The sequence below is a fragment of the Nocardia sp. NPDC058176 genome (genome assembly GCF_042883805.1).
In the GTDB taxonomy this organism is placed as follows: domain Bacteria; phylum Actinomycetota; class Actinomycetes; order Mycobacteriales; family Mycobacteriaceae; genus Nocardia.
Window position 1 is genome coordinate 469,445 of sequence record NZ_JBHVVA010000003.1, and the last position, 21,761, is coordinate 491,205.

A 21,761-nucleotide genomic window follows, 5' to 3' on the forward strand; every position below is an offset into this window, starting at 1 on the left:
GGTTTCCGGTTTCCGGTTTCCGGTTTCCGGTTTCCGGTTTCCGGTTTCCGGTTTCCGGTTTCCGGTTTCCGGTTTCCGGTTTCCGGTTTCCGGTTTCCGGTTCGATGATATCAATGGGATATTCCGACCGTGGATTGTTCGTGTTAATTGATCGGTCGAATTGTTTCCGGATATCTTCTGCCGGTCGAATCGTGCGAAGGGATCGTCGGTGCGTTCGGAACCCGTCGACAAGGGAAACGGCGGGCTGGACGAGCACGGAACTCCCTGTGATGACGTGGTGCGATGCTGTCCGGCCACCCTAACCGATCCCCGGGAGGGCGCTCATCCGGCGGAGGGGACGGGCAGCTCGGGGTGGTTCATGCCGGGTGGCAGCGCCGTCGTGGCGTCGATGGTCGTCGCGCGGACCATGGTCTCGGTGAGTCCGCGGACCGTGCGCAGGTCGGTGCCGGACAGGTCGGCGCCGGTCAGGCTGGCGCCGGTGAGGTCGGCGGATTCCAGGATGGCACCGCGCAGGCGGGCGCCCGACAGGTTCGCCTCGCGCAGGTCGGCGCGGGACAGGTCGGCGCGGAACAGGGTGGCGTCGGTGAGGCGGGCCTCGGTGGCGACGGTGTCGGTGAGGTCGGCGCCGGTCAGGTCGGCGGCGGTGAAGTCCGTGCGGTGGAGGCGGGCGCGGTGGAGCCGCGCGCCGGACAGGTGGGCGCGGGGCCAGCTGGCGGCGGTGAGGTCGGCGGCGGTGAGGTCGGCGTCGGACAGGTCGGCGCCGGGGTGTTGTGGGCGGCCGAGCCGGACGCCGCGCAGCACGGCACCGGTCAGGTCGGCGCCGCGCAGCCAGACGCCGGTGAGGTCGAGGGGGCGTGGTTCGTCGCGATGCGGTCGGTCGCGCAGGGCGTCGACGGCGGCGGCGACCTCGGGGGAGAGGCGGCCGTCGGGGTGCTGGTCGTGGACGGCGTAGCGGCGCAGGACGTCGCCCATCGAGTGCAGGACCAGCAGGTGGTCGCGGGGTGAGTCGACCATGAGGCGGAACAGGGTGCGCACGGCGACCGCGCGGACGGCGGGCTCCGGGTCGGCGAGTCGTCCGGCGGCGCTGTCGAACAGGCCGGTCAGGTGTTTGTCCTCGTCGAGGCGCTGTTTGGCCTTCTCGAGGTAGTACCGGTACACGCCGTAGGCGACGACGACGAGTCCACCGAGCACGCTCACATAGGTGATGAGCTGCGCGCGGATCGCGGTCACCGCGGTGACCCGCTCGACCGCCGTCATCCGCGCGCCGTCGGCGCCGAGCAACCGGTCCGGAACGGCCACGACGAACCAGCTCACCCCCACCACCGCGGCGATCGAAACCCCCACCGCCGCACCAGCCCACACCCACCGAGTCGTCATTTCTCCTTGCCTACACCCACTTTCGGCACCGTGCCAAGTCGTCGGCCGATCACGCCGGCCCGCGAGGTGCGAAGGACGGGCGGATCGGCATGATCGAAGGAACAGTTGTTGGACCAGGAGGCGCGATGACCGAGAACCAGACCGAGTTTCCCCGCGGCATCGGCAAGGTGGCCGCTCGCGAGCTCGCCCTGAACGGCTACACCCGCTACGACCAGCTGACCTCGGTCACCGAGGCCCAGCTGCTCGCCATCCACGGTGTCGGCCCCAAAGCCGTCCGCATCCTCGCCGAGGAACTGGCCGCTCGCGGCCTCACCTTCGCCCCCTAGCAGGGGTCGTGCGACGTCGCCGGACCGATGGACTCGGCCCGGCGTCGGTTGGACCGTTGATCACCACGCTCTGGTGGCGGTCGCTACTCGGCCGATACTCACCTGAGAGCGTGGTGATCAACGGTCCAGGAGTGGTTACGTGGCGGCGGTCAGGCGCGTGAACTGGGCGTCGGTGAGTCGCAGGGCCGAGGCTGCGACGTTCTCCGCGAGGTGGGTGGGGGACGTCGTGCCCGGGATCGGGATCACGTTCGGGGAGCGGTGGAGCAACCACGTGAGTGCCGTCTGGGTGGGGGTGGCGCCGAGTTCCGTGGCGACCGCGGCGACGGTGCTCGCGGTGTCGCCCAGGGTTGCGGGGAAGAAGGGCAGGAAGGCGATGTCGTGGGTCGCGGTGTAGTCGATGACCGCGTCGTGGTCGCGGGTGGCCAGGTTGTAGAGGTTCTGGACCGCTGCGATCGGGGCGACACGGCGAGCCTCGGTGAGCTGGTCGACGGTCACCTCGGACAGGCCGATGTGGCGGACCTTGCCCTCCTGCTGGAGCTGGGCCAGGGCGCCCACCTGGTCGGCGATCGGGTAGGCGGGGTCGAGGCGGTGCAGGTGCAGCAGGTCGATGCGGTCGGTGCGCAGGCGGCGCAGGCTCAGCTCGGCCTGCTGACGCAGGTAGGCGGGGTTGCCGAGCGGCACCCATTCGGTGGGGGAGGGTCGCACGATCCCGACCTTGGTGGAGACGACCACCTCGTCGCGATAGGGGTGCAGCGCCTCGGCGATCAGCTCCTCACCCGCGCCGAGCGCGTAGGCATCCGCCGTATCGATGAGATTCACACCGAGCTCGACGGCACGGCGGAGCACGGCGAGGGCGGCGGCGCGGTCGGTGGGCGCGGTCCAGATCGGGGCGTCGGCGCCACCGGGCGACTGCGGTCCGTCGGCCAGGCGCATGGTGCCGTAGCCGATCCGGCGGAGGGGAAGATCTCCGCCGAGGGTGAATGTTGTGCTGTGCGAGATCGTTTCCGTGTTCGTCATGGCGACGACGCTATGACCTGACACGGATGTGAGATTCAAGCGAAGATGAGGTGGATCACATGAAGATCGGTGAGCTGTCGGACCGCACCGGGGTCAGTGTTCGCCTGCTGCGCTACTACGAGGAGCAGGATCTGCTGATCGCCCAGCGCACCGCGGGCGGGCATCGCTCCTACGACGACAACGCGCCGGACGTCGTGCGCGACATCAGGATGCTGCTCGCCGCGGGCCTGCCGACGCGCACGATCCGCGAGGTCCTGCCGTGCGTGGAGAACCGCGGAACGACGGTGGGCGACTGCATGGCCGGTCGTCTCCGTACGCGCCTCGACGACCTGCAGGCCCAACTGGCGGACCTGACCGCCACCCGTGACTCGCTCGCCGCTCTGCTCGCGGACTCCACGCGACTCGGCTCGCTGGAATCTGTGGCCTGACGTCGCCCGGCACCGACTCCGGCCCGCCTGTCGACTGGGCGATGACGCCGTCAGCCCATCTTCTTCACCACTCGCTGGACCGTGAGCCAGGTACGGGTGGTGATGTCCTTGCCGTACCGCTTCTCCATCCAGGCCATGAAGTCCGGGGTCTTGCCGACGGTGTTGTCGACGACCGCCAGCAGCGCGCGGGCGGCGTGGTCGATGCCGACCACGCGGGCGAGGGGGTCGTCGAAATCGGGGATCTCCGCGGGCGCCTCGGCGGCCTTGAAGAAGGTGGCGGTGAGATAGGTGCCGCGGCCGTGGGTGAGACCGGGGAAGGGGTCGCTGTCGAGCAGGGCCTGGAGATCCTCGCGCGAGCGCACGATGGTGCCACCGGGGATGCCGAGTTCGGCGTTGAGCGCGTCCTGGATCCGGTCCTCCAAGGCCGGGACGTCGGTGTCGGCGCAGCGGAAGACGATGTTGCCGCTGGCCACCACCGAGCCCACGTCGGTGAACCCCAGACCCGTGAACACCCCGCGCAACTTGTCGTTGGTCATCTGCGGATTGGACGGCGCGATCCCACGCAGCAACGCCGCATAGCTGTTCATGCCTGTGACCGTACCCATCGGCACCGACACCCGCCGGAACTCAGTTCGCGTTGCTCGCCGCGTTCTTCTTGCGTTCGATGTCGGCCAGCGCCGCCAGGTAGGCCGCGCGCTCCTCGGCGGTGGCGTCCCAGGCGACCTTGCGGTTCTTGACCACCTTGGCCGGTGCGCCGACCGCGATGGAGTAGTCGGGGATGTCGCCGCGCACCACCGCGTGCGCGCCGAGCACACAGCCGCGGCCCACGCGGGTGTCGCGTAGCACCGTCACCTTGGCGGCGATCCAGGTGTCGGGTCCGATCCGCACGGGGCTCTTCGCGATGCCCTGGTCCTTGATCGGCAGCGTGATGTCGTCCATCTTGTGGTCGAAGTCGCAGATGTAGCACCAGTCCGCGACCAGCGTCGATTCGCCGATCTCGATGTCGAGGTAGGTGTTGACGACGTTGTCCTTGCCGAACACCACCTTGTCGCCGATGCGCAGCGAACCCTCGTGGCAGCGGATGGCGTTGCCGTCGCCGATGTGCACCCAGCGCCCGATCTCCATGCGGGCCAGTTCCGGGGTCGCGTGGATCTCCACGTTGCGGCCGAGGAACACCATTCCGCGCAGCACGATGTGCGGATTGGTCAGCCGGAACTTGGCCAGCCGGTAGTAACGCACCAGGTACCACGGGGTGTACGCGCGGTTGGCGAGCACCCAGCGCAGCGAGTCCCTGGTCAGAAACCGCGCCTGCTGCGGATCGCGGCGGCGGGATCCACGCCAGCGCGCGCTCAGCGGCGCGCCCCACATGCTCGTCACGAACTACTCCCTCGAGAAAGGAACGGCGATCCGCCGGGCCTGCCACCCGGGGATTCGGTCATCGGGTACACAGAGTACTTTCGGAGCGCACACTAACCGTGCCATACCCCGATCCTTGGCTCGATGACACAGGGAGATCAGCAGGTGCGAACTCGGACTCGCGTCGTGACCTCGCTCGCTGCCGCCGGTGTGGTGGCGCTGGCTGGCTGCGGCACCGATGTGGACGACATCACGGTCGGCGCCGGAAAGGGTTGGCCCGCAGCCCATCACGACGGCCGCAACGGCGGCGCCAGTCCGGTGAGCGGTGCGGAGTCGGTGTCGCTGAGCTGGTCGCGCCCGGTGGGCGGCCCGATCGCCCAGCCGTTGACGATCGGCGAAGAGGGCCAGATGTTCGTCACGACGAGCACCGGCAACTGCGCGATCTTCTCCTTCCAGATGTTGACCGGCCGCAAACGCTTCTGCAACCCGCTCGGACCCTCCACGATCGAGGCGCCGACGGTGGTCGATCAGGTCGCCAATGTCTACGTCGGTGACGACGGCGCGGTGAACTCGTTCAACTACCTCGGTCAGCCCCGCTGGCGCACGCCCGTGGCCGGGGTGCCGGTGGCGATCCAGTTCACCGGCGACGGCAAGCTGCTGACGGTGACCCAGTCCGGCCAGGTCGACGTGCTCAGCCGCCAGACCGGCGGCCGCGAGGTGCCGACCTTGCAGCTGCTCGGCGAACCCGACTTCCTCCAGTTCCCCGGCCTGACCCGCCCCGCCTCCGGCGACGGCCTCGACGACTGCCGCACCGGCGGCCCGCGCTGCGCGGTCGCCAACACCACCGCCGTCGACCCGGCCACCGGCCAGTTCTTCGTCACCGTGTGGCAGCCGGGCAATGCCGCGGCCTCGCTGCGTGCGATGCGCTACGCCGAGGGCAAGGTGACCCAGGACTGGAGCGCCGACATGCTCACCGGCGGTAGCGCCACCAGCCCGACCCTGTCCGCGGACGGCGACACCGTCTACGTCGGCGACAACAGCGGCCGCCTGATCGCGGTGAACACCGAGGACGGCAGCACCCGCTGGACCCACGACCTCGGCTGGACCCCCAGCGGCGGCATCTCCGTCGCCGACGGCCTGATCATCCCCGCGGGTGACGAGGGCTACCTGACGGCCCTGCGCGACTCCGGCGACCGTGCCGAGATCGCCTGGGAGCGCAAGGATCTCGCCCTGCGCGGTACACCGGCGCAGACTGCGGGCGGCATCGGCTACACGGTCGCCGCGATCGGCCCCGGCCTCAACTTGATCACCTTCGACACCGGCAACGGCAACACCGTCGACTCCGACCCGCTGCCCGACGCCACCGGCACCACCACCGGCACCTCGATCGGTCCGGAGGGCGAGGTCGTCGTCGCGACCCGGCTCGGCGAGATCTTCACCTTCACCCCTGACGCCTGACCTCAGTACGGGTTGGCCCGGTCCGACCAACGCGGGTCGAGTTCGGCCGCGAGCCGACTGGGGAACGAGATGCGCGTGGGATCGCCGTCGGCGGTGTAGCGCTGGTCCGGGTTCTCGGCCAGCCAGTCCAGCCAGTATGCCGAATCGAACGGGACCGCGCCCTGACCCGATCGGATGCGCGGCACGGCGCCGCGGTCGAGGGCGCCGTACGGTGCGGGGGCCGGATTCGCGCCGACCAGCATCACCGCGTCGAAGGCGTAGGAGGTGCCGTCCCAGCTGCCCGCGGCGGCCAGGGCGTGATCACGGGGGTGGATGCCGAGTGGTAGCGCCATGGTGCGCACGGTGACCTCCGGCGCGGCCGCGGTCACGGCGCGCACGTTCTGGACGAGTTCGCGCTGCACGTTGTCGGCGTCCAGGCTCGCCAGATGGGCGTGACCGGCCGTGTGCGCGCCGATCTCGTGGCCGTGCGCGGCCAGCCAGGGCAGGGCGCGCGGGTCGCCGCCGAAGGGCTCGTTGTTGACGTAGAACGTGGCGACGGGCCGGAAATCCGGGTAGCGGGTGCCGAATTCGGCGAGGATGCCCGCGGCGCTGTCCGGGGCGATCTCGCCGGTGTCGGTGAAGCTGAGCTGGCTGCCGGTGGAGTCGTCGAAGGTGAGCACCACCGGATGGGTGCCTGCGGGCAGGTCGAGGTCACCGGCGACGTACTGCGCGGCGGTCACCGGGCGGTAGCCCTCGCGGTGGAGCCGTTCCAGTTCGTCGCGGAACTCCGCGGGGGTCTGGTCGTATTCGCCGGCCGGATTCGGGGTGATCTGGTGATACATCAGGACCGGGACGAATCCCAGTTCGTTGGCGGCGATCTCGGCCGGATTCGGCGGTGCCGGTGTCGTTGTCGTCGCCGGTGGCGCCGGTTGCTCGCTCTGCGCCGGCGCCGTGCAGGCGGTGAGTGCCGCGGCCAGCAACAGGGCGGGCACGACCCGGATCATCGTGTTCGAACCGCCTGCCATCGTGGCGATATTACGCGGCGGCAAAGGTTTTCCCTCGATCTTTCGATAACCGGCGGCGCATCCTCGGGACTGCGGGATAGTGGCCTGACGACGACAGTGGAAGTTGGTGTGGGCGTTGGGTTTGCGGCTCCGGGCGGTCCTCGGTGTGGTGCTCGCCGTGGTGGTGATCGCGTTGTCGGCCGGATTCGCGCTCAGCAGATCAGGCGGTTCGCCGGTGGCCGATACCGTGCCGCCGACGTTGCAGGTGCTGCCTGCCGAACCCGTCGGTTCGTATCGCGCGCCGGTTGTGGTGCGCGGCAACGCTGTCGACGCGGTGCGGGTGTCCGTCGGTTCGGTGAGTGTGACACCGGCACCCGACGGTGCCTTCGAGATCGAGGTGCCATGGGCGCCCGCGGTCGAGGTCGTCGCGGTGGACGCCGACGGGAATCAGAGCAACAGTGTCGCCGTCACCGCGGTGACGCTGCCGCGGATGCGGGCGGTGCACGTCACCGCGCACGCGTGGTCACACGAGGGATTGCGCGAAGCCGTACTCGATCTCGCCCGCGAAGGCCGGATCGACACCGTACAGCTCGACATCAAAGACGAGGACGGCGTCGTCGGCTACGACTCCCAGGTGCCGCTGGCTCGCGAATCCGGTGCCGTCGCAGCGATTTACGATGCCAAGGCCGCCCTCGCGCACCTGCACGATCTCGGCCTGCAGGTGGTCGGTCGCATCGTCGCGTTCCGTGATCCGACGCTGGCCGCGTGGGCCTGGCACAACGGCCGACCCGACTGGGTCGTCCAAAACCCTTCCGGGCAGCCCTATTCCAGCCACTACGGCCCGATCGCCTTCACCAATGTCGCCCATCCCGAGGTACGCCGGTACAACATCGATCTCGCGGTCGAAGCCGCACAGCTCGGCTTCGACGGCATCATGTACGACTACGTCCGCCGCCCCGACGGCAGCCTGAACAGCATGAATTTCACCGGCCTCACCGGCACCCCGTCCGTGGCGGTCGCGGACTTCCTCGCCCAGAGCCGCTATCCCGTACACCTCGCAGGCGCGCACCTCAGCGCCGCCGTCTACGGCATCGCCTCGACCCGACCCGACGAGATCGCCCAGGACATCCCCCTCATCGCCCGCAGCGTCGACTTCGTCGCCCCCATGGTCTACCCCTCGCACTGGAACTCCGGCGAGTACGGCGTCGCCAACCCCAACGCCCAGCCCTACGACATCACCTTCCGCTCACTCCAGGACTTCCAAGCCGTCACCGCCAACACCGGCGCCACCGTCATCCCCTGGCTCCAAGACTTCAGCCTCGGCGTCACCTACGGCGACAACGAGCTCCGCGCCCAGATCGACGCCACCCGAGCCGCGGGCATCGACAGCTTCTTCCTCTGGAACGCCGCCACCCGCTACCACCGCGGCGGCATCGATCCGGTCGCCGCCCGATAGGCCGCTGAGCGAGCCGCCCAGCGGTCCATCGCGCTCATTCGGTGGGTTCGGGTGGGATGACGTCGGTTTGTTTCGGGGCGGCGGGGACCCATTCGCGCAGGGGCTGGACGACCGAGCCGTAGAAGGTGTCGGTGGCCGAGGTGACGCTGGCGATGAAGCTGGCCGCGGTGCCGGAACGCTTGTTGCCCATGGGGAAGCTCTGTTCGAGGGTGAACGAGACGATCGAGCCGGTGCGGCCGTCGGTGAGCGACTTGGGGTTGGCGCGGACGGTGTCGAGCAGTTCGCAGGACTCGGTGCCGCGTTCGGAGAAGACGGCCTCCACCTGGACCCGGCCGGGGGCGTCGGTGAGCTGTTTGATCAGCCAGGTCACGCGACGGCCGGACGTGCCTTCGTCGGGGGCGGCGAGGGCGATCCGGCAGTGCACCTTGTTCGTGCGCACGTCGGCGAGCACCGTGAGGTCGCCGACGGTGTCGGGGATGCGCAGCACGGCTTCGAAGGAGCCGTCGGCGGCCAGGCGTTCGGCGATCGCGGCGGCGCGCGTGGCGGGGTCGGACTGGAATTTGCGCGGTAGGATGTGCTTGACCTCGACACCGAGTTCGGCGGTGAGCCGCAACGCGAGATGCCTGCACAGCGAGACCCAGGTGTCGGCCACCGCCAGCGCCTTCTGGTCGCCCGCGCGCAGGGTGCCCGCGGTGACCGCGTCGCGCACGGTCACCCAGTGCCTGCCCATGTCGACGAATTCCGCTGCGCCGGAACGGGGATGGTCGAGGAAGCGCAGGAACTCGGCGAGGACCCAGGCTTGCAGCGCGTCGTCGATGCCGCCGTGGGACAGCAGCATCCGCGCCTCGTGCGCCACCTCGGCCCAGGACAGATGCCGCAGCGCGACCTTGGCCAGTTTGCGCCGGTCGACCTGCACCGGCAGTTCGCCTGGCCCGGCGGGGATGTCGTTGGACAGGCTGACCACCACGTCGTACTTCTTGCGCCGCGCGATGTCGAGGTAGTTCTCCAGCTGATCGCGCCGGAGCTTACCGTTGCCCGTCTTCACCTCGAGCAGTCCGGTCCACTGTTTGCTGCCCCGGCTCACCTTGAGCACGGCATCGGGGATCACCTTCGTCTCACCGGACTCGTACTGGACCTCGATGTACCCCTCGAAAGCACCGGCGGGAGCGCCCATTCGGGCGCAGATCGCCCGGGCGAACGGCCGCACCGCCTGCGTGGTCGAGATCAGCGCCGAGGTGGTGCGGCGTTCCTGTTCCTCACCCGCACCGACCCCGACGACCGAGAACAGCCGGGCGGGCTGCCAGGATTCGGCTTCGGCCTGCCGGAATTCGATCGGCTTGGTCTTGCGCACCGGTCGTTTGGCCGTCGCGACACCGCGGCCACGGGTGGTCGGCTTCGGTCCCGGGGCGGTATCGGGCCGCACGATCGCTTCGGCGGGCGCCTGGTCGACGGTGAGCGCAGGGTCGGCGGTGGGCGCCTCCTCGGGCTCGTCGTCGATCGACACCCCGAAATCCGTGGCGAGCCCGGTCAATCCGGACTCCCAGCCCTGCCCGACCGCGCGCACCCGCCAGCTGCCGTCGCGTCGGTAGATCTCGCCGAAGACGAACGCCGACTCGGAATCGGCGTCGGCGGTGAGGTATTCGGCCAGCGAGTGCCCGGCCGCGTCGATGACGTGCAGGGCGAGTTTGCCGAGCGCACCGAAGTTCCCGGTGCCGACACTGCCCGCCAGCGCGACGGTGTGCACCCCGGCGGGCACGGCCGACAGCTCGATCGAGATCCTGGCCTGCATGCCCTCCTCGGTCGCGCTGGTGCCGAGGAATCGCACCGAACCGTCCGGGGATTCGGGCTGGTTGTAGAAGACGAAATCCGCGTCCGACCCGACCCGGCGGTCCGCGCCGAGCAGCAGGGCCGACGCGTCCACCTCGACATCGGGCTCTGGCCAGCCGATCACGATGTCGATGCGATCGATATCCGCGGGCAGCGGAATGTTCTGGCCCTTGGACAACAGCGGAGACGGAGACGACACAGCAGCAGCACCCTTCGACGGCTCGGCACAACACCCGCAAGGTTGATGCAGCCGACCCACGCGCTGACCCCCTTGCCGCACATCGCGATTCAGCGGCGATGCCGAGGGATGTCGGCGCCAGGAGCTACGGTGTTACACAACTCACGTTTGAATCATCGTGAGTATCGTGACCTGCTACTTCGGGTCCCGTTCCGGGAGGGGGCGTTCGATGATGGTGGGGCGGCCGAGGGAGGTGCGGACGCGGCGTTTGGCGACCGAGTAGACCTGGGCGGTTTCGGCGGCCACGACGTCCCAGGCGAAGTCGGCGGTGAGGCGTTCGCGGGCGGTGTAGGCGCGGTCCTGGGCGGTGGCGGGGTCGTCGAGGACGGCGCGGGTGGCGTCGACGATGCCGTCGATGTCGGCGGGTTCGAAGGAGGCGCCGGTGACGCCGTCGATGACCGCTTCACCCAGCCCGCCCGCGGTGGAGGCGATCAGGGGGACACCGGCGGCGGCGGCCTCGAGGGCGACGATGCCGAAGGGTTCGTAGCGGCTGGGAAGGACGATGGCGTCGGCGCCGTGCAGCCAGCCGAGCAGTTCGGCGTGGCCGAGGCTGCCCACGAAGTGCACGGCACGGGCGACGCGGTGCACGCGGGCGCGTTCACGCAGCCAGTCGAACTGGGTGCCGACACCGGCCACGGTCAGGGTGGTGCCGGGATGGGCGCGGCGGATGCGCGGCAGGGCCGCGATGGCGTCCTGCACACCCTTCTCGTATTCGAGGCGGCCCACATAGAGCAGCCGCGGCGGCCCGGAGCGGGGTGCGCGGGGACGGAAGCTCCACGAGCCGACGTCGATGCCGTTGCGGATGACCGTGATCGGGGCCAGCTCGGGTCCGTAGAGCCGTTCCACCTCGTCCTGCATGGAGGCCGAACACGTGATGACCTGATCGGATTCGTTGGTCAGCCACCACTCCACGGAGTGCACCTGCTTGTTGACCCGCCCCGACACCCAGCCGCTGTGCCGACCGGCCTCGGTCGCGTGGATGGTCGAGACCAGCGGCACGTCGTAGTACTCGGCCAGCGCGATCGAGGGATGCGCGACGAGCCAGTCGTGGGCGTGCACCACATCCGGCGTCCAGCCCTCGCCGACACCGGGCTTGCCGAGCGCGACCCCCGCGCGGACCATCGCGTGGCCCATGGCCAGGGTCCAGGCGAGCATGTCCTCACCGAAGTCGAAGCACGGCGGGTCCTCGGCCACCGCGACCACGAGCACGCGGTCGGCGATGTAGGAGTGCGTGGGGTGGGTCAGCGAGTCGGTGCCGGTGGGCCTGCGCGCCAGCACCACCACCTCGTGACCGGCCGCGGCCAGCTCCACCGCGAGGTGGTGCACATGCCTGCCGAGCCCACCGACCACGACCGGCGGGTACTCCCACGACACCATCAAAATCTTCATACGAATCCTTCACGGGCGGCCGACGGGACGGCGGTCGGCAACCGCCGCGCGTCCAGACCTGGGAAGAATCCGTCGGCCGCGTTCCATCCTGCCGCGAGTCGGGCCGCTTTGGCGAACTGACCGGCCCCGATCGCCTCGGCGAGTTCCCGCACGGCGTGCGCGTGCTGGTGTGCCCGGTCGCGGGCGTATCCGGCGGCGGAGTCCTTGCTGACCATGAACGCCCAGTCGCTGGAGACGGTGAGAATCGCCTCCCGCAGCAACTGATCGGCGACCGGATCGCGCAGGCCGGGCTCGTCGCCACGGACCTTGTCGAGGGTGTCCAAGGCCAAGCGAACGACCTCGGCGTTGAGCTCGACGAGGTCGGCTACCTGGTCACCCGCCCACACCCGCCAGTCCTTGCCCGAACCCCACGACGAGTCGTTGAGCTGCACGGGTTCGCCGACGAAGCCGTTGTCGCGGGCGTCGGCGAGGGTGCCGACAGTGACCCCGGCCTCGGGCAGGGCGCGCAGCACCTGCTCGAGCCACTGCGGTCCCTCGTGCCACCAGTGCCCGAACAATTCGGTGTCGAAGGCGGCGACCACCAGGGCCGGGCGGCCGATGCGGTCGGACTCCTCGATCAGCCGGGCGCGCACGGTCTCGACGAAGTCGGCGACATCGCGGGTGACGGCCTCGGCGGCGAGCTGCGGATCGTAAGGGGCCTTGTCAGGACCGGCGACGGTTTTGCCGGTGACGCGTGAGGGCTTGAGACCCGTCGCGTGGTCGTAGTGGTGGAAATCGCGGTAGGCGCTCTGGCCGGGGTAGCCCTGTTTCGGCGACCAGACCCGGTAGCTCACCTGCAGATCGCGCCCGAAGGCGAGCACGTCGGAGTCGCGAACCGGCCTGCCGAGGGTCGTGTCGCCGCGCAGCGACGGGCCGTCGACCATGAAATGCGTCACACCGGCGTCGGCGTAGCCGTGCTCCATGCCGGGGGTGTAGCCGCATTCCGGTGCCCAGATGCCGGTCGGCGTGGTGCCCCAGCGCAGCCGCGCGTCGGCCAGGCCCTCGGTGAGCTGGAACCGGCGCAGCCGGTCGTCGAGCAACGGCTGGAAGGGATGGGCGAGCGGGCCGCCGAGCAGTTCGATCGCGTCGGCGTCGATGAGCGAGCGCCAGACCGGCGCGCTGCCGTGGCGCCAGTCGCGCTCGAATTCCGTCAAAGCTGTTGCGGCGAGTCGATGTTCGTGGCTGCCCAGCGCCACGTTGCCCGACATGGACGCCTCGTCGGCGCGCAACTGCCAGTTGCCCAGCCAGTGGTGCATGCCCGCCAGGCTGTGCGGATCGTCGAGCTGGGCGGCGAGCACGGGTGTGATGCCCAGGCTCAGCAGATGTGAACGCCCCTCGGCGGCAAGGTTTTTCAGCACGCGAACCAGGGGGAGATAGGACGCGGCCCAGGACTGGTAGAGCCACTCCTCGCCGACCGGCCAGCGGCCGTGATGGGCCAGCCAGGGCAGATGCGAGTGCAGGACGAGCGTGAACTGGCCCGGCACGGAGCCGGACCCGGTGGAGCGGGAGTCGGTCAACGCCTTGCCTTTTCGGCGATCGCGACCAGGTCCAGGCTGGCGTCGATATCGCCCGCGCGCAGGTCGAAATCGTCGATGGTGACCGCGGCGACGTCGGCGGTGAGGTCGGCGGGCCAGGGTTCACCGGCCAGCGCGCGCTCGATCTGGGCATCGATGAACGAGCCACCGTGCTTGGCGTCCAACGCTTTCAGGCTCGCGCCGTGGTGCACACCGAGCATCTCCGAGACGGTGAAGCCCGCCTCGACCAGCAGTTCGGTGAGCTCGGCCGCGTTGAGTTCGCGCGTGTGGAACGGGTTGAGCGGGGTGTCGCGACCGGGGGAGAAGGTGATCCGGTTCGGCGTGCTGATCAGCAGCTGTCCACCCGGCCGCAGCACCCGCAGGCATTCGCGCAGGAACTGCGCCTGATCCCACAGATGCTCGATGACCTGGAAATTCACCACCACATCGACGGATTCGTCATCGAGCGGGAGCGCGGCGAGATTGCCCTGGATCATCTCCACCCGGGGGTAGCGCGCGCGCACGTGCGCGACGGCGCCCTCGTCGTAGTCGACACCGGTGACACGCGCGGCGACGCCCGCGATCATGTCGGCACCGTAGCCCTCACCCGAGCCGGCCTCGAGCACGGTCTTGCCGGCGCAGCGGTCGAGCAGGCGGGCGTAGGCGATCTCGTGCCGCCGGAACCAGTAGTTCTCCTCGGCGATGCCGGGCACGGTCCGCTCACCGGTCAGTGGCAGTGGTTCATGTGTGTCGGCCACAGGTGCGGCAGGGATCACAGCCTCGCTCATGGCCCTGACGTTACTGGTACCGCCGGTTCGAGTGGGAGCCAGGGATCGGTTGCGAACCTCTTGCGCAAGTAGGTTACCCACGAGTAACTTAGCGTAGGGTAGTGTTCCGCTCTGAGCTACTCACCCGGACGTACGGCCCAGCTCGTGCGGCCACCACACCCGTGTCCCAGAAGGAGGTCGACGAAGACCGATGCCGAACATCGTCGTACTCATCAAGCAGGTCCCCGACACCTGGTCCGAGCGCAAGCTGACCGATGGTGACTACACCCTCGATCGCGAGGCGGCCGACGCCGTGCTCGACGAGATCAACGAGCGCGCTGTCGAGGAAGCGCTGCTGATCAAGGAGGCCCAGGGCGGCGAGGTGACCGTGCTCGCAGCCGGTCCGGATCGCGCCACCGAGGCCATCCGCAAGGCGCTGTCCATGGGTGCCGACAAGGCCATCCACATCAACGACCCGGCGATCCACGGCTCCGACGCCGTGCAGACCTCCTACGTGCTGGCCGCCGCGCTCGGCCAGGTCGAGGGCGTCGAGCTGGTCATCGCAGGCAACGAGGCGACCGACGGTCGCGCCGGTGCTGTGCCCGCGATCATCGCCGAGTACATCGGTATCCCGCAGCTGACGCACCTGCGCAAGGTCACCGTCGACGGCGACAAGATCACCGGCGAGCGCGAGACCGACGAGGGCGTGTTCAAGCTCGAGGCGTCCCTGCCCGCGATCATCTCGGTCTCCGAGAAGATCAACGAGCCCCGCTTCCCCTCCTTCAAGGGCATCATGGCCGCGAAGAAGAAGGAAGTTCAGGTCTTCACCCTGGCCGATCTGGGCATCGACCCGTCGACCGTCGGTGTCGCCAACGCCGGCACCCAGGTCACCGGCGCCACCCCGAAGCCCGCCCGCACCGCGGGCGAGAAGATCGCGGACGAGGGCGAGGGCGGCAACCAGATCGCCACCTACCTCATCGGTCAGAAGATCATCTGATCCCGGCCCGTCCGAGACTTCGAAGGAGAAAGAACTAATGGCTGAAGTACTTGTGCTCGTCGAGCACGCCGACGGTGCCGTGAAGAAGGTCAGCACCGAACTGCTCACCGCCGCCCGCACCCTGGGCGAGCCCGCCGCCGTCGTGGCCGGCCCGGCCGGCACCGCCGACAAGCTGGCCGCCGCGCTGACCGCCGCGGGCGCCGAGAAGATCTATGTCGCCGAGTCCGACGACATCGAGGGCTTCCTGGTCACCCCGAAGGTCGACGTGCTGGCCGCGCTGGTCGATTCCGCCGCGCCCGCCGCCGTCCTGGTCGCCGCCACCGCCGAGGGCAAGGAGGTGTCGGGCCGCCTCGCCGCGCGCATCGGCTCCGGTCTGCTCGTCGACGTCATCGGTGTCAACGCCGACGGCTCGGCCGTGCACTCCATCTTCGGTGGCGCGTTCACCGTCGACGCCAAGGCCACCGGCGACGTGCCGGTGATCTCGGTGCGCCCCGGTTCGATCGAGGCCGCCCCGCAGGCCGGTGCCGGTGAGCAGGTCGTCGTCGAGGTCCCCGCGCAGGAAGAGGGCGTCGTCAAGGTCGTCTCGCGTGAGCCGATCGTGGGCGGCGACCGTCCGGAGCTGACCGAGGCGAGCATCGTCGTCTCCGGTGGCCGTGGTGTCGGTTCCGCCGACAACTTCGCGGTCGTCGAGGCGCTGGCCGACTCGCTCGGTGGCGCCGTCGGCGCCTCGCGTGCCGCGGTCGACTCGGGCTACTACCCGGGCCAGTTCCAGGTGGGCCAGACCGGCAAGACGGTCTCCCCCCAGCTCTACATCGCCCTCGGCATCTCCGGCGCCATCCAGCACCGCGCGGGCATGCAGACCTCGAAGACCATCGTCGCGGTCAACAAGGACGAAGAGGCCCCGATCTTCGAGATCGCGGACTACGGCATCGTGGGCGACCTGTTCAACGTCACCCCGCAGCTGACCGAGGCCGTCAAGTCCCACAAGGGCTAGGAAGCTCCGCCTCGAGTTACCCCTGACTCGCCAGATCTGTTGTTGCGAAAACGGCAGGTCTGGCGAGTTTTGGCGTTTTCGGGGCTGAGTAGCATGGGTGGATGGTCCAGCCGACTGTCGATCGCCCCGACCTTCCCGAGTGGATGACCTGGGAGGAGCTCGAGGCGCTACCCGAAGAGATCGCCGCCCAGATCGAGCTGTGGGACGGGCGGGTGGTGTGGCTGCGCAGGGGGCCGGGTGAGCATCAGTTGGCCACCTTGTTGTTCACGCAGGAAATCCGACGTTGTTCCAGTGACGACAGGTCTTTGCACCCCGAACGCTGCTGGCGCGGCAATCTCGAGACGAACGTCTTCTTCGGCCACACCGGGAAGTCCGACTTCGTCACCCCGGACTTCCTCGTGCACCGCTGCTTGGAACCGGGAGCCGACGTGCGCGCAGCCGACACCGTGCTGGTCGGCGAGGTGCTGTCCCCCTCGAACACACCGACCGAGATCGAAGCGAAGAAGGCCCGATACGCGGGGGCGGGGATTCCGTCGTACTGGGAAGTCGAACTGCGACAGGATCTCACCGGCATCGCGGCACTACGGGTGTACATCCTCGAGACCGGTCACGCCGAACTCCCACCGGGCGTGCGCCCCCTGCGCAACGCGAACTACCTGCTGGCAGGCGAGTGGACACCCGACTCCGCAGCAGGCATCTCCTTCCCCTACCCCTTCTCGCTCGAGATCCCCTGGTCCGCCTTGGTCTTCTGATCCGCGCAGGTCGGCTGGTGGTCACTGGCGTCCGAGGGCCATCCACCTGTCCGGGTTGTCGAGTTGTTCGAAGCCGATCTTCTCGTAGAGGTCGTGGGCGTCGGCGGTGGCGAGGAGTATGCGGCGCAGGCCGAACGGCTGGAGGTGCTCGCGTATGGCGGTGATCAACGCGGTGCCGATGCCCTTGCCTCGTACGGCGCGGTCGACGTAGACGTCGCACAGCCAACCGAAGGTGGCGTAGTCGGTGACTATGCGGGCGTAGGCGACCTGCGCATCCGAAACACTGTCGTACACGCCGAAGTTGAGGGAACCCGCGATGGCCCGATCCTGCTGCTCGCGCGGTCTGCCCTCGGCCCAGTAGGAGTCGGTGGACAGCCAGGTGTGCACCCGTGCGGCGTCGATACGTGCGCGGTCGGCGGAGAACTCGTAGCCGTCGGGAAATTCGGAAGCGGATGGATCGGTCATGCGTGGAGGGTGTCAGGTCGGGGCGTTTTCCGTCGAGCTGATTTGACGCTGGTCCGGTGTCGTCCGGAGAAATCGGATTGACGGGATGAGTGGCGGATCGGCAGGGTGGAGTGATGTCGTTGGGGCGCAATGTGGTGTCGTTGCCGGTCGAGGTGGAGTCGACGGTTCGGGAGGTGTTCGGGGCGGCTGGGGTGCGGTGGATCGATGAATTGCCCGGTGTGGTCGAGGGGTTGGCAGGGCAGTGGGGGTTGAGTGGGTTCTCTGCGCCGTTCGGGGGTGGGACCCATGCGTATGTGGTGACCTGTCGGCGGGTGGACGGGTCGACGGTGGTGTTGAAGGTGCCGATGGTCGACGAGGAGAATGTCGCGGAGGCCACGGCACTGCATGTCTATGACGGTGATGGTGCGGTGCGGTTGCTCGACTTCGATCGTGGCAGTGGGGCGATGCTGCTGGAGTGGGCACCTGGGGCCGAATTGCTGGTCCAGCCGGGGTTTCCGAGCTTGGAGGGGCGGCCGGAGAATGCCGAGAAGGTGGCGTTGGCCTGTTCGCTCTACCGGCGGTTGCGTAGGCCGTTGACCGAGGTTCCCGCGGGCTATCCGTCGCTGCCTGTGGCCGACGATCTCATCGCGGGGCTGCGCACGCGGCTCGAGGACCCGGATCCGCGTCTGGGCGAGGTGCTTTCGCGTCCGCTGCGCGAGGTGGTCGACCACTGGTGTGCCGAATTGGCAATTCCGGATGGGCCGCTGCTGATCGTCAACCGCGACACCCATCTCGGCAACATCCTTGGCGCCGAACGGGAACCGTGGTTGCTGATCGATCCGAAGCCGTGTCTGGGCGAGGCCGCCTTCGATGCCGGATTCCTGCTGATGATCCAAGTTCAGTCGAATCCTTCTCGCGCACACGCTGATTCCGTTGTCGCCAGCACGGCGGCCGGTCTCGATGTCGACCCGGAACGGGCCCGCGGCTGGGCGCTGATTCGCGCCGTCGAGGAGATGACGTGGGCCGTCGAGGATCAGGACGCCGAAATGCTCGCCCTGCATACCGCGGTTGCCTACGCGCTCGCCGATCTGCCGTTCGGCTGACCGAACCGGCTCTCGGATCGGACATGCGCTGGCGCTGGTTAAGCTGCGGACATGCAGTTGACCTGGGAGGGCACCGGCCGACGCACGATCCTGCGCGAAGAGGAAGCAGTGATTCGCGATCGGCTCGCCGATGCGGCGCGGCTGGGGGAGTGGGATGTCGTCTTCGAATTGAGCGAGGGGAGCAGGCGGGTCAACCTGCCGCGGCTCGGCGGGTGGTCACGGTTCGCACCTTTGCATCAGGCCGCGTTCCAGGGGGCGCCGGAGCCGATTGTCCAGCGGCTGTTGACGTTCGGTGCGTGGCGCACCTTGCGCACCACCGACGGCGAGACCGCCGCCGACATCGCGGCCGCGCGGGGCCGCGATCACCTCGCGGTCATGCTCGAACCGGAACTCTCCCGCGAGATCTCCGCGAGCACCCTCGCCCAACTCGAATGTCAGCTGCGGGCAGTCATTTTCGGCCGCGCGTTCGACCTGTGTACGGAGAGCCGGTTCCGCACCCCGCCGGTGGGTCCACTGCTCGAGTATCCCGACGCCGTGATGTGGTGCCCGATTCCCGGCATGTACGGCGGCTTCTCGATCACCTTCGACCCGGACGGCGCCGACGAGCTGATCGTCGAGAGCTGGTGTCGCGTCGCCGGCGGGTCCGGTCAGCGCCATCGGGTCCGGCCCGACGGATTCGAACTCGTCGAGGAGGGGTTCGTCTGAGCGACGAACCCCGACGATCCGCCAGGGCGACTCAGTCGCGATGCAGGGCGTCGAGGAGGGTCTTGATGATGGCGTGCTGGCGGCCGTCCTCGCGCAGGACGGCGGAGACCGGGATGCGGAGGCGGTGGTCGGTGAGGTCGAGGGTGAGCAGGCCCTTGGTGGGGCCCTCGTAGAGGATCGTCCAGGCGTCGGGGCGGTTGAGGAGTTCCATGGTGGCGGTGTGGTCGGGGGGAATGGGCGGGCCGAAGGTGGGGCCGGTGGGGAGGTCGGCGAAGGCCGTGCGGATGAGAGTGTGGAGCAGGACCTGTTCCTGTTCCGGGGGCAGGAGTAGGGGGTAGGGGCTGAGGTCGGCGAGGGTGACGGCGCCGCGTTCGGCGAGTGGGTGACTGCTGGAGATGGCGATCACCAGGTCCTCGACCCACAACTGCTCGACCGCCAGCCCGGGCTGCTCCACGCTGCCGCGGATCAAGGCCAGATCGCAGTCACCGTCGGCGACGGCGTTGATCCGCTGCCGGAACGGTTTGATGACGTATTCGATCTCGGCGTCGGGGTGCGCGGCGCGGGCGGCGGCGATCGCCGAGAGCGAGGGCGCGGCGAAGGACATGTTCGCGGCCAGCCGCACCCGGGGCCCGGTGGTGCGCACGGCCGCGCGGATGGCCGATTCCAGGCTCAGCATCTGCTTGGCCAGCGGCAGCAGGCGCAGGGTCGCGTCGGTCGGGACGACGGCCCTGGTCGTGCGCTCGAACAGTTGCGCACCGAGATCACGTTCCAGTCTCGCGATCTGATGGCTGATCGCGGATTGGGAGATGAAGCATCGGCTCGCGGCCCGGCTGAAGCTGAGCTCCTCGCAGACGGCGACGAAGTACGCCAGTTGGCGAAGTTCCACGCGCTGACCTCCATTGATTAGTCATACAGATAAGAGTCATCGTAAGTATGCGCCCAAACACGGGAAACGTTTCCGTTCCGCATCGCGTTTACTCATATGAAAGGAATCATTACCGATCTTGGAGCGCGCGATCATGGAACACACTGATGTCGTCATCGTCGGTTCGGGCTTCGGCGGCCTGGCAGCTGCCAAGCAGCTGGCCAAGTCACGGATCAACTACGTCTTGATCTCGAGTACACCCGAGCACCTGTTCCAGCCGCTGCTGTACCAGGTCGCCACCGGCGTGCTCGCACCGGAGAAGATCGCCCCGCCGATCAAGAACGTACTGCGCCGCCACCGCGAGGGCGACGTGCGCCTCGGCAAGGTCACCGGCATCGATGCCGACGCCGCGGTACTCACCTACGAGACCGCCGAGGGCACCCGCCAGATCCGCTACGGCTCGCTGATCGCCGCCACCGGCGCCAGCCAGGGCTACTTCGGCCGCGACGAGTTCGCCGAGAAGACCTTCTCGCTCAAGACCCTCGAGGACGCCGAGCGACTACGCGAGCAGATCACCCGCGTCTTCGCCCAGGCCAAGGGCGCCGACGCGGCGACCAGGCAGAAGCTGCTCAGCTTCGTGGTGGTCGGCGCGGGCGCGACCGGCGTCGAGGTGGCGGGCCAGATCAAGGAGCTCGCCAAGCGGCACTTCCGTCAGGAGGTCTCGGTGACCCTGGTCGAGGGCGCGGGCGAGGTGCTGCCGCCCTTCGGCGGCGGACTCTCGGAGTACGCGAAGCGCTCGCTCACCGACAGTGGCGTCGAGGTGCTGCTCGGTACCTTCGTCACCGAGATCGACGAGGGCAAGGTGACCGTGCGCGACGGCGACGGCATCGAGCGCGGCATCGCCGCCGAGACCGTGGTGTGGTCGGCGGGCGTGCAGGTCGGTGGATTCGCGAAGGTGCTGGTCGAGGCCACCGGGGTGGCGACCGACCGCTCGGGCCGGCTGCTGATCAACCCCGACCTGACCGTCGGCGGGCACGCCGACATCTTCGCCATCGGCGACATGACCTCGCTCAACGGATATCCCGGCCAGTCGCCGGTGGCCATGCAGCAGGGCCGCCACGCCGCCGACATCATCCGCCGCAGGATCGACGCCGGTACCCCGTTCGTCTACTGGGACAAGGGCAGCATGGCGGTGATCAGCCGGTTCAGCGCGGTGGTGCAGCTCAACGAGCGCATCAGCTTCCGCGGCACGATCGCCTGGGCGATGTGGCTGGCCGTGCACCTGCTGTACCTCGTCGGCTTCCGCAACCAGGTCGCCACGGCGGCCTCGTGGCTGGCCTCGTTCCTCGGCACCGCCCGTCCCGGGTTCGCCGAGGCCGCGAAGAACGGCAGGATCGGCAAGGTCGGCCGGACCGCGAACGTCGGGAAGGCAGCGCCGAAGGCTGCCCCGGCAGCACCGGTCGACACCGAGGAGCGCCGACCGGAATCGGAACGGGTGGGCGCCTCCGTCTGACCCTTCTTCCTATCGGCCCGCTGGCGAGAGCAGCGGGCCGATCGTCGTTTCCGGACCGGCGAAATGCGGGCCGCCGAATCGGATCTCGCACCGAAATCGGTGGTGTTCGGCCAGAAACCCGCAGGTGGGCGAACGATGGGCAGCGGCTCGGTGAACGACCGGTGTGACGGGTGTCTCGTTCACCGAACGGGCATCGACACGACACTGACGCGT

General features: G+C 68.9%; 21 protein-coding genes. 10 read left to right on the top strand and 11 right to left on the bottom strand.

The genetic code is table 11. The features are described 5' to 3' along the window. Positions 1 to 321: 321 nt before the first annotated feature. Positions 322 to 1,377 (bottom strand): pentapeptide repeat-containing protein, encoded by a 1,056-nt coding sequence (locus ACFVVM_RS20180; protein ID WP_387620270.1) that lies wholly within the window; start codon positions 1,375 to 1,377, stop codon positions 322 to 324. Between the two features lie 125 nt (positions 1,378 to 1,502). On the opposite strand from ACFVVM_RS20180, the gene ACFVVM_RS20185 reads away from it, so the two are divergent. Further along, on the top strand, positions 1,503 to 1,703 hold the full coding sequence (locus ACFVVM_RS20185; protein ID WP_387620272.1) for a hypothetical protein: 201 nt from the start codon (positions 1,503 to 1,505) through the stop codon (positions 1,701 to 1,703). A 135-nt stretch (positions 1,704 to 1,838) separates the two neighbouring features. On the opposite strand, the gene ACFVVM_RS20190 is transcribed toward ACFVVM_RS20185, so the two are convergent. Beyond that, positions 1,839 to 2,720 carry an aldo/keto reductase gene (locus ACFVVM_RS20190; protein ID WP_387620274.1) on the bottom strand — a complete coding sequence of 294 codons (882 nt, stop codon included), beginning with the start codon at positions 2,718 to 2,720 and terminating at the stop codon, positions 1,839 to 1,841. A gap of 59 nt (positions 2,721 to 2,779) precedes the next feature. Here ACFVVM_RS20190 and ACFVVM_RS20195 point away from each other — a divergent pair, with 59 nt between their 5' ends. Beyond that, on the top strand, positions 2,780 to 3,148 hold the full coding sequence (locus ACFVVM_RS20195) for a MerR family transcriptional regulator (RefSeq protein WP_387620277.1): 369 nt from the start codon (positions 2,780 to 2,782) through the stop codon (positions 3,146 to 3,148). Between the two features lie 50 nt (positions 3,149 to 3,198). Here ACFVVM_RS20195 and ACFVVM_RS20200 read toward each other — a convergent pair whose 3' ends face one another. Beyond that, complete coding sequence (locus ACFVVM_RS20200) at positions 3,199 to 3,735, bottom strand: DUF1697 domain-containing protein (RefSeq protein ID WP_387620280.1); 537 nt, start codon at positions 3,733 to 3,735, stop codon at positions 3,199 to 3,201. A gap of 40 nt (positions 3,736 to 3,775) precedes the next feature. Continuing rightward, positions 3,776 to 4,525, bottom strand: a complete 750-nt coding sequence (locus tag ACFVVM_RS20205; RefSeq protein WP_387620282.1) for an acyltransferase — start codon at positions 4,523 to 4,525, stop codon at positions 3,776 to 3,778. Between the two features lie 144 nt (positions 4,526 to 4,669). Here ACFVVM_RS20205 and ACFVVM_RS20210 point away from each other — a divergent pair, with 144 nt between their 5' ends. Beyond that, positions 4,670 to 5,962 (top strand): PQQ-binding-like beta-propeller repeat protein, encoded by a 1,293-nt coding sequence (locus ACFVVM_RS20210; RefSeq protein ID WP_387620284.1) that lies wholly within the window; start codon positions 4,670 to 4,672, stop codon positions 5,960 to 5,962. 2 nt (positions 5,963 to 5,964) lie between these two features. Here the strand turns inward: ACFVVM_RS20210 and ACFVVM_RS20215 are convergent, their stop codons facing one another. Beyond that, entirely contained in the window at positions 5,965 to 6,966 is a 1,002-nt protein-coding gene (locus ACFVVM_RS20215) for a polysaccharide deacetylase family protein (protein ID WP_387620286.1), read from the bottom strand. Between the two features lie 115 nt (positions 6,967 to 7,081). Between ACFVVM_RS20215 and ACFVVM_RS20220 the strand changes: the two genes are divergently transcribed. Beyond that, the gene (locus ACFVVM_RS20220; RefSeq protein WP_387620289.1) at positions 7,082 to 8,401 is read left to right on the top strand and encodes a putative glycoside hydrolase; all 1,320 of its coding nucleotides are present in this window, start codon (positions 7,082 to 7,084) and stop codon (positions 8,399 to 8,401) included. A gap of 34 nt (positions 8,402 to 8,435) precedes the next feature. Here the strand turns inward: ACFVVM_RS20220 and ACFVVM_RS20225 are convergent, their stop codons facing one another. From ACFVVM_RS20225 to ACFVVM_RS20240, 4 genes are all read right to left on the bottom strand, one after another. Continuing rightward, positions 8,436 to 10,427, bottom strand: coding sequence for a TerD family protein (locus ACFVVM_RS20225; protein WP_387620291.1), 1,992 nt, complete (start codon positions 10,425 to 10,427; stop codon positions 8,436 to 8,438). A gap of 174 nt (positions 10,428 to 10,601) precedes the next feature. Continuing rightward, positions 10,602 to 11,855 carry a glycosyltransferase family 4 protein gene (locus tag ACFVVM_RS20230; protein WP_387620294.1) on the bottom strand — a complete coding sequence of 418 codons (1,254 nt, stop codon included), beginning with the start codon at positions 11,853 to 11,855 and terminating at the stop codon, positions 10,602 to 10,604. Then, positions 11,852 to 13,411 carry a 1,4-alpha-glucan branching protein domain-containing protein gene (locus ACFVVM_RS20235; protein ID WP_387620296.1) on the bottom strand — a complete coding sequence of 520 codons (1,560 nt, stop codon included), beginning with the start codon at positions 13,409 to 13,411 and terminating at the stop codon, positions 11,852 to 11,854. The genes ACFVVM_RS20230 and ACFVVM_RS20235 overlap by 4 nt, the downstream gene beginning before the upstream one ends. After that, positions 13,408 to 14,196, bottom strand: a complete 789-nt coding sequence (locus ACFVVM_RS20240) for a class I SAM-dependent methyltransferase (protein ID WP_387620298.1) — start codon at positions 14,194 to 14,196, stop codon at positions 13,408 to 13,410. Before ACFVVM_RS20240 ends, ACFVVM_RS20235 begins: the two co-directional genes overlap by 4 nt. A 190-nt stretch (positions 14,197 to 14,386) precedes the next feature. On the opposite strand from ACFVVM_RS20240, the gene ACFVVM_RS20245 reads away from it, so the two are divergent. From ACFVVM_RS20245 to ACFVVM_RS20255, 3 genes are all read left to right on the top strand, one after another. Next, a complete protein-coding gene (locus ACFVVM_RS20245; RefSeq protein ID WP_387620301.1) occupies positions 14,387 to 15,172 on the top strand; it encodes an electron transfer flavoprotein subunit beta/FixA family protein in 786 nt (261 codons plus the stop codon). Positions 15,173 to 15,209: 37 nt separating this feature from the next. Next, positions 15,210 to 16,166 carry an electron transfer flavoprotein subunit alpha/FixB family protein gene (locus ACFVVM_RS20250; RefSeq protein WP_387620304.1) on the top strand — a complete coding sequence of 319 codons (957 nt, stop codon included), beginning with the start codon at positions 15,210 to 15,212 and terminating at the stop codon, positions 16,164 to 16,166. A gap of 101 nt (positions 16,167 to 16,267) precedes the next feature. Then, positions 16,268 to 16,918: a Uma2 family endonuclease gene (locus ACFVVM_RS20255; RefSeq protein ID WP_387620307.1), complete on the top strand. Its 651-nt coding sequence runs from the start codon at positions 16,268 to 16,270 to the stop codon at positions 16,916 to 16,918. A gap of 21 nt (positions 16,919 to 16,939) precedes the next feature. Here ACFVVM_RS20255 and ACFVVM_RS20260 read toward each other — a convergent pair whose 3' ends face one another. Further along, positions 16,940 to 17,383, bottom strand: coding sequence for a GNAT family N-acetyltransferase (locus ACFVVM_RS20260; protein WP_387620309.1), 444 nt, complete (start codon positions 17,381 to 17,383; stop codon positions 16,940 to 16,942). Positions 17,384 to 17,496: 113 nt separating this feature from the next. Here ACFVVM_RS20260 and ACFVVM_RS20265 point away from each other — a divergent pair, with 113 nt between their 5' ends. After that, entirely contained in the window at positions 17,497 to 18,465 is a 969-nt protein-coding gene (locus ACFVVM_RS20265; protein WP_387620312.1) for an aminoglycoside phosphotransferase family protein, read from the top strand. Between the two features lie 51 nt (positions 18,466 to 18,516). Then, positions 18,517 to 19,170 (top strand): hypothetical protein, encoded by a 654-nt coding sequence (locus tag ACFVVM_RS20270; protein ID WP_387620315.1) that lies wholly within the window; start codon positions 18,517 to 18,519, stop codon positions 19,168 to 19,170. A gap of 31 nt (positions 19,171 to 19,201) precedes the next feature. On the opposite strand, the gene ACFVVM_RS20275 is transcribed toward ACFVVM_RS20270, so the two are convergent. Further along, positions 19,202 to 20,056: a LysR family transcriptional regulator gene (locus tag ACFVVM_RS20275; protein WP_387620318.1), complete on the bottom strand. Its 855-nt coding sequence runs from the start codon at positions 20,054 to 20,056 to the stop codon at positions 19,202 to 19,204. Positions 20,057 to 20,189: 133 nt separating this feature from the next. Between ACFVVM_RS20275 and ACFVVM_RS20280 the strand changes: the two genes are divergently transcribed. After that, positions 20,190 to 21,548 carry an NAD(P)/FAD-dependent oxidoreductase gene (locus ACFVVM_RS20280; protein WP_387620320.1) on the top strand — a complete coding sequence of 453 codons (1,359 nt, stop codon included), beginning with the start codon at positions 20,190 to 20,192 and terminating at the stop codon, positions 21,546 to 21,548. The last annotated feature ends 213 nt before the right edge of the window (positions 21,549 to 21,761 follow it).

Excerpts from the sequence above, each read along its gene's own strand:
- ACFVVM_RS20280 (WP_387620320.1), top strand. The coding sequence starts at position 20,190 with ATGGAACACACTGATGTCGTCATCGTCGGTTCGGGCTTCGGCGGCCTG.
- ACFVVM_RS20200 (WP_387620280.1), bottom strand. The coding sequence starts at position 3,735 with ATGAACAGCTATGCGGCGTTGCTGCGTGGGATCGCGCCGTCCAATCCG.
- ACFVVM_RS20260 (WP_387620309.1), bottom strand. The coding sequence starts at position 17,383 with ATGACCGATCCATCCGCTTCCGAATTTCCCGACGGCTACGAGTTCTCC.
- ACFVVM_RS20255 (WP_387620307.1), top strand. The coding sequence starts at position 16,268 with ATGGTCCAGCCGACTGTCGATCGCCCCGACCTTCCCGAGTGGATGACC.
- ACFVVM_RS20190 (WP_387620274.1), bottom strand. The coding sequence starts at position 2,720 with ATGACGAACACGGAAACGATCTCGCACAGCACAACATTCACCCTCGGC.
- ACFVVM_RS20195 (WP_387620277.1), top strand. The coding sequence starts at position 2,780 with ATGAAGATCGGTGAGCTGTCGGACCGCACCGGGGTCAGTGTTCGCCTG.
- ACFVVM_RS20270 (WP_387620315.1), top strand. The coding sequence starts at position 18,517 with ATGCAGTTGACCTGGGAGGGCACCGGCCGACGCACGATCCTGCGCGAA.
- ACFVVM_RS20250 (WP_387620304.1), top strand. The coding sequence starts at position 15,210 with ATGGCTGAAGTACTTGTGCTCGTCGAGCACGCCGACGGTGCCGTGAAG.
- ACFVVM_RS20180 (WP_387620270.1), bottom strand. The coding sequence starts at position 1,377 with ATGACGACTCGGTGGGTGTGGGCTGGTGCGGCGGTGGGGGTTTCGATC.
- ACFVVM_RS20265 (WP_387620312.1), top strand. The coding sequence starts at position 17,497 with ATGTCGTTGGGGCGCAATGTGGTGTCGTTGCCGGTCGAGGTGGAGTCG.
- ACFVVM_RS20185 (WP_387620272.1), top strand. The coding sequence starts at position 1,503 with ATGACCGAGAACCAGACCGAGTTTCCCCGCGGCATCGGCAAGGTGGCC.
- ACFVVM_RS20240 (WP_387620298.1), bottom strand. The coding sequence starts at position 14,196 with ATGAGCGAGGCTGTGATCCCTGCCGCACCTGTGGCCGACACACATGAA.
- ACFVVM_RS20245 (WP_387620301.1), top strand. The coding sequence starts at position 14,387 with ATGCCGAACATCGTCGTACTCATCAAGCAGGTCCCCGACACCTGGTCC.
- ACFVVM_RS20230 (WP_387620294.1), bottom strand. The coding sequence starts at position 11,855 with ATGAAGATTTTGATGGTGTCGTGGGAGTACCCGCCGGTCGTGGTCGGT.
- ACFVVM_RS20215 (WP_387620286.1), bottom strand. The coding sequence starts at position 6,966 with ATGGCAGGCGGTTCGAACACGATGATCCGGGTCGTGCCCGCCCTGTTG.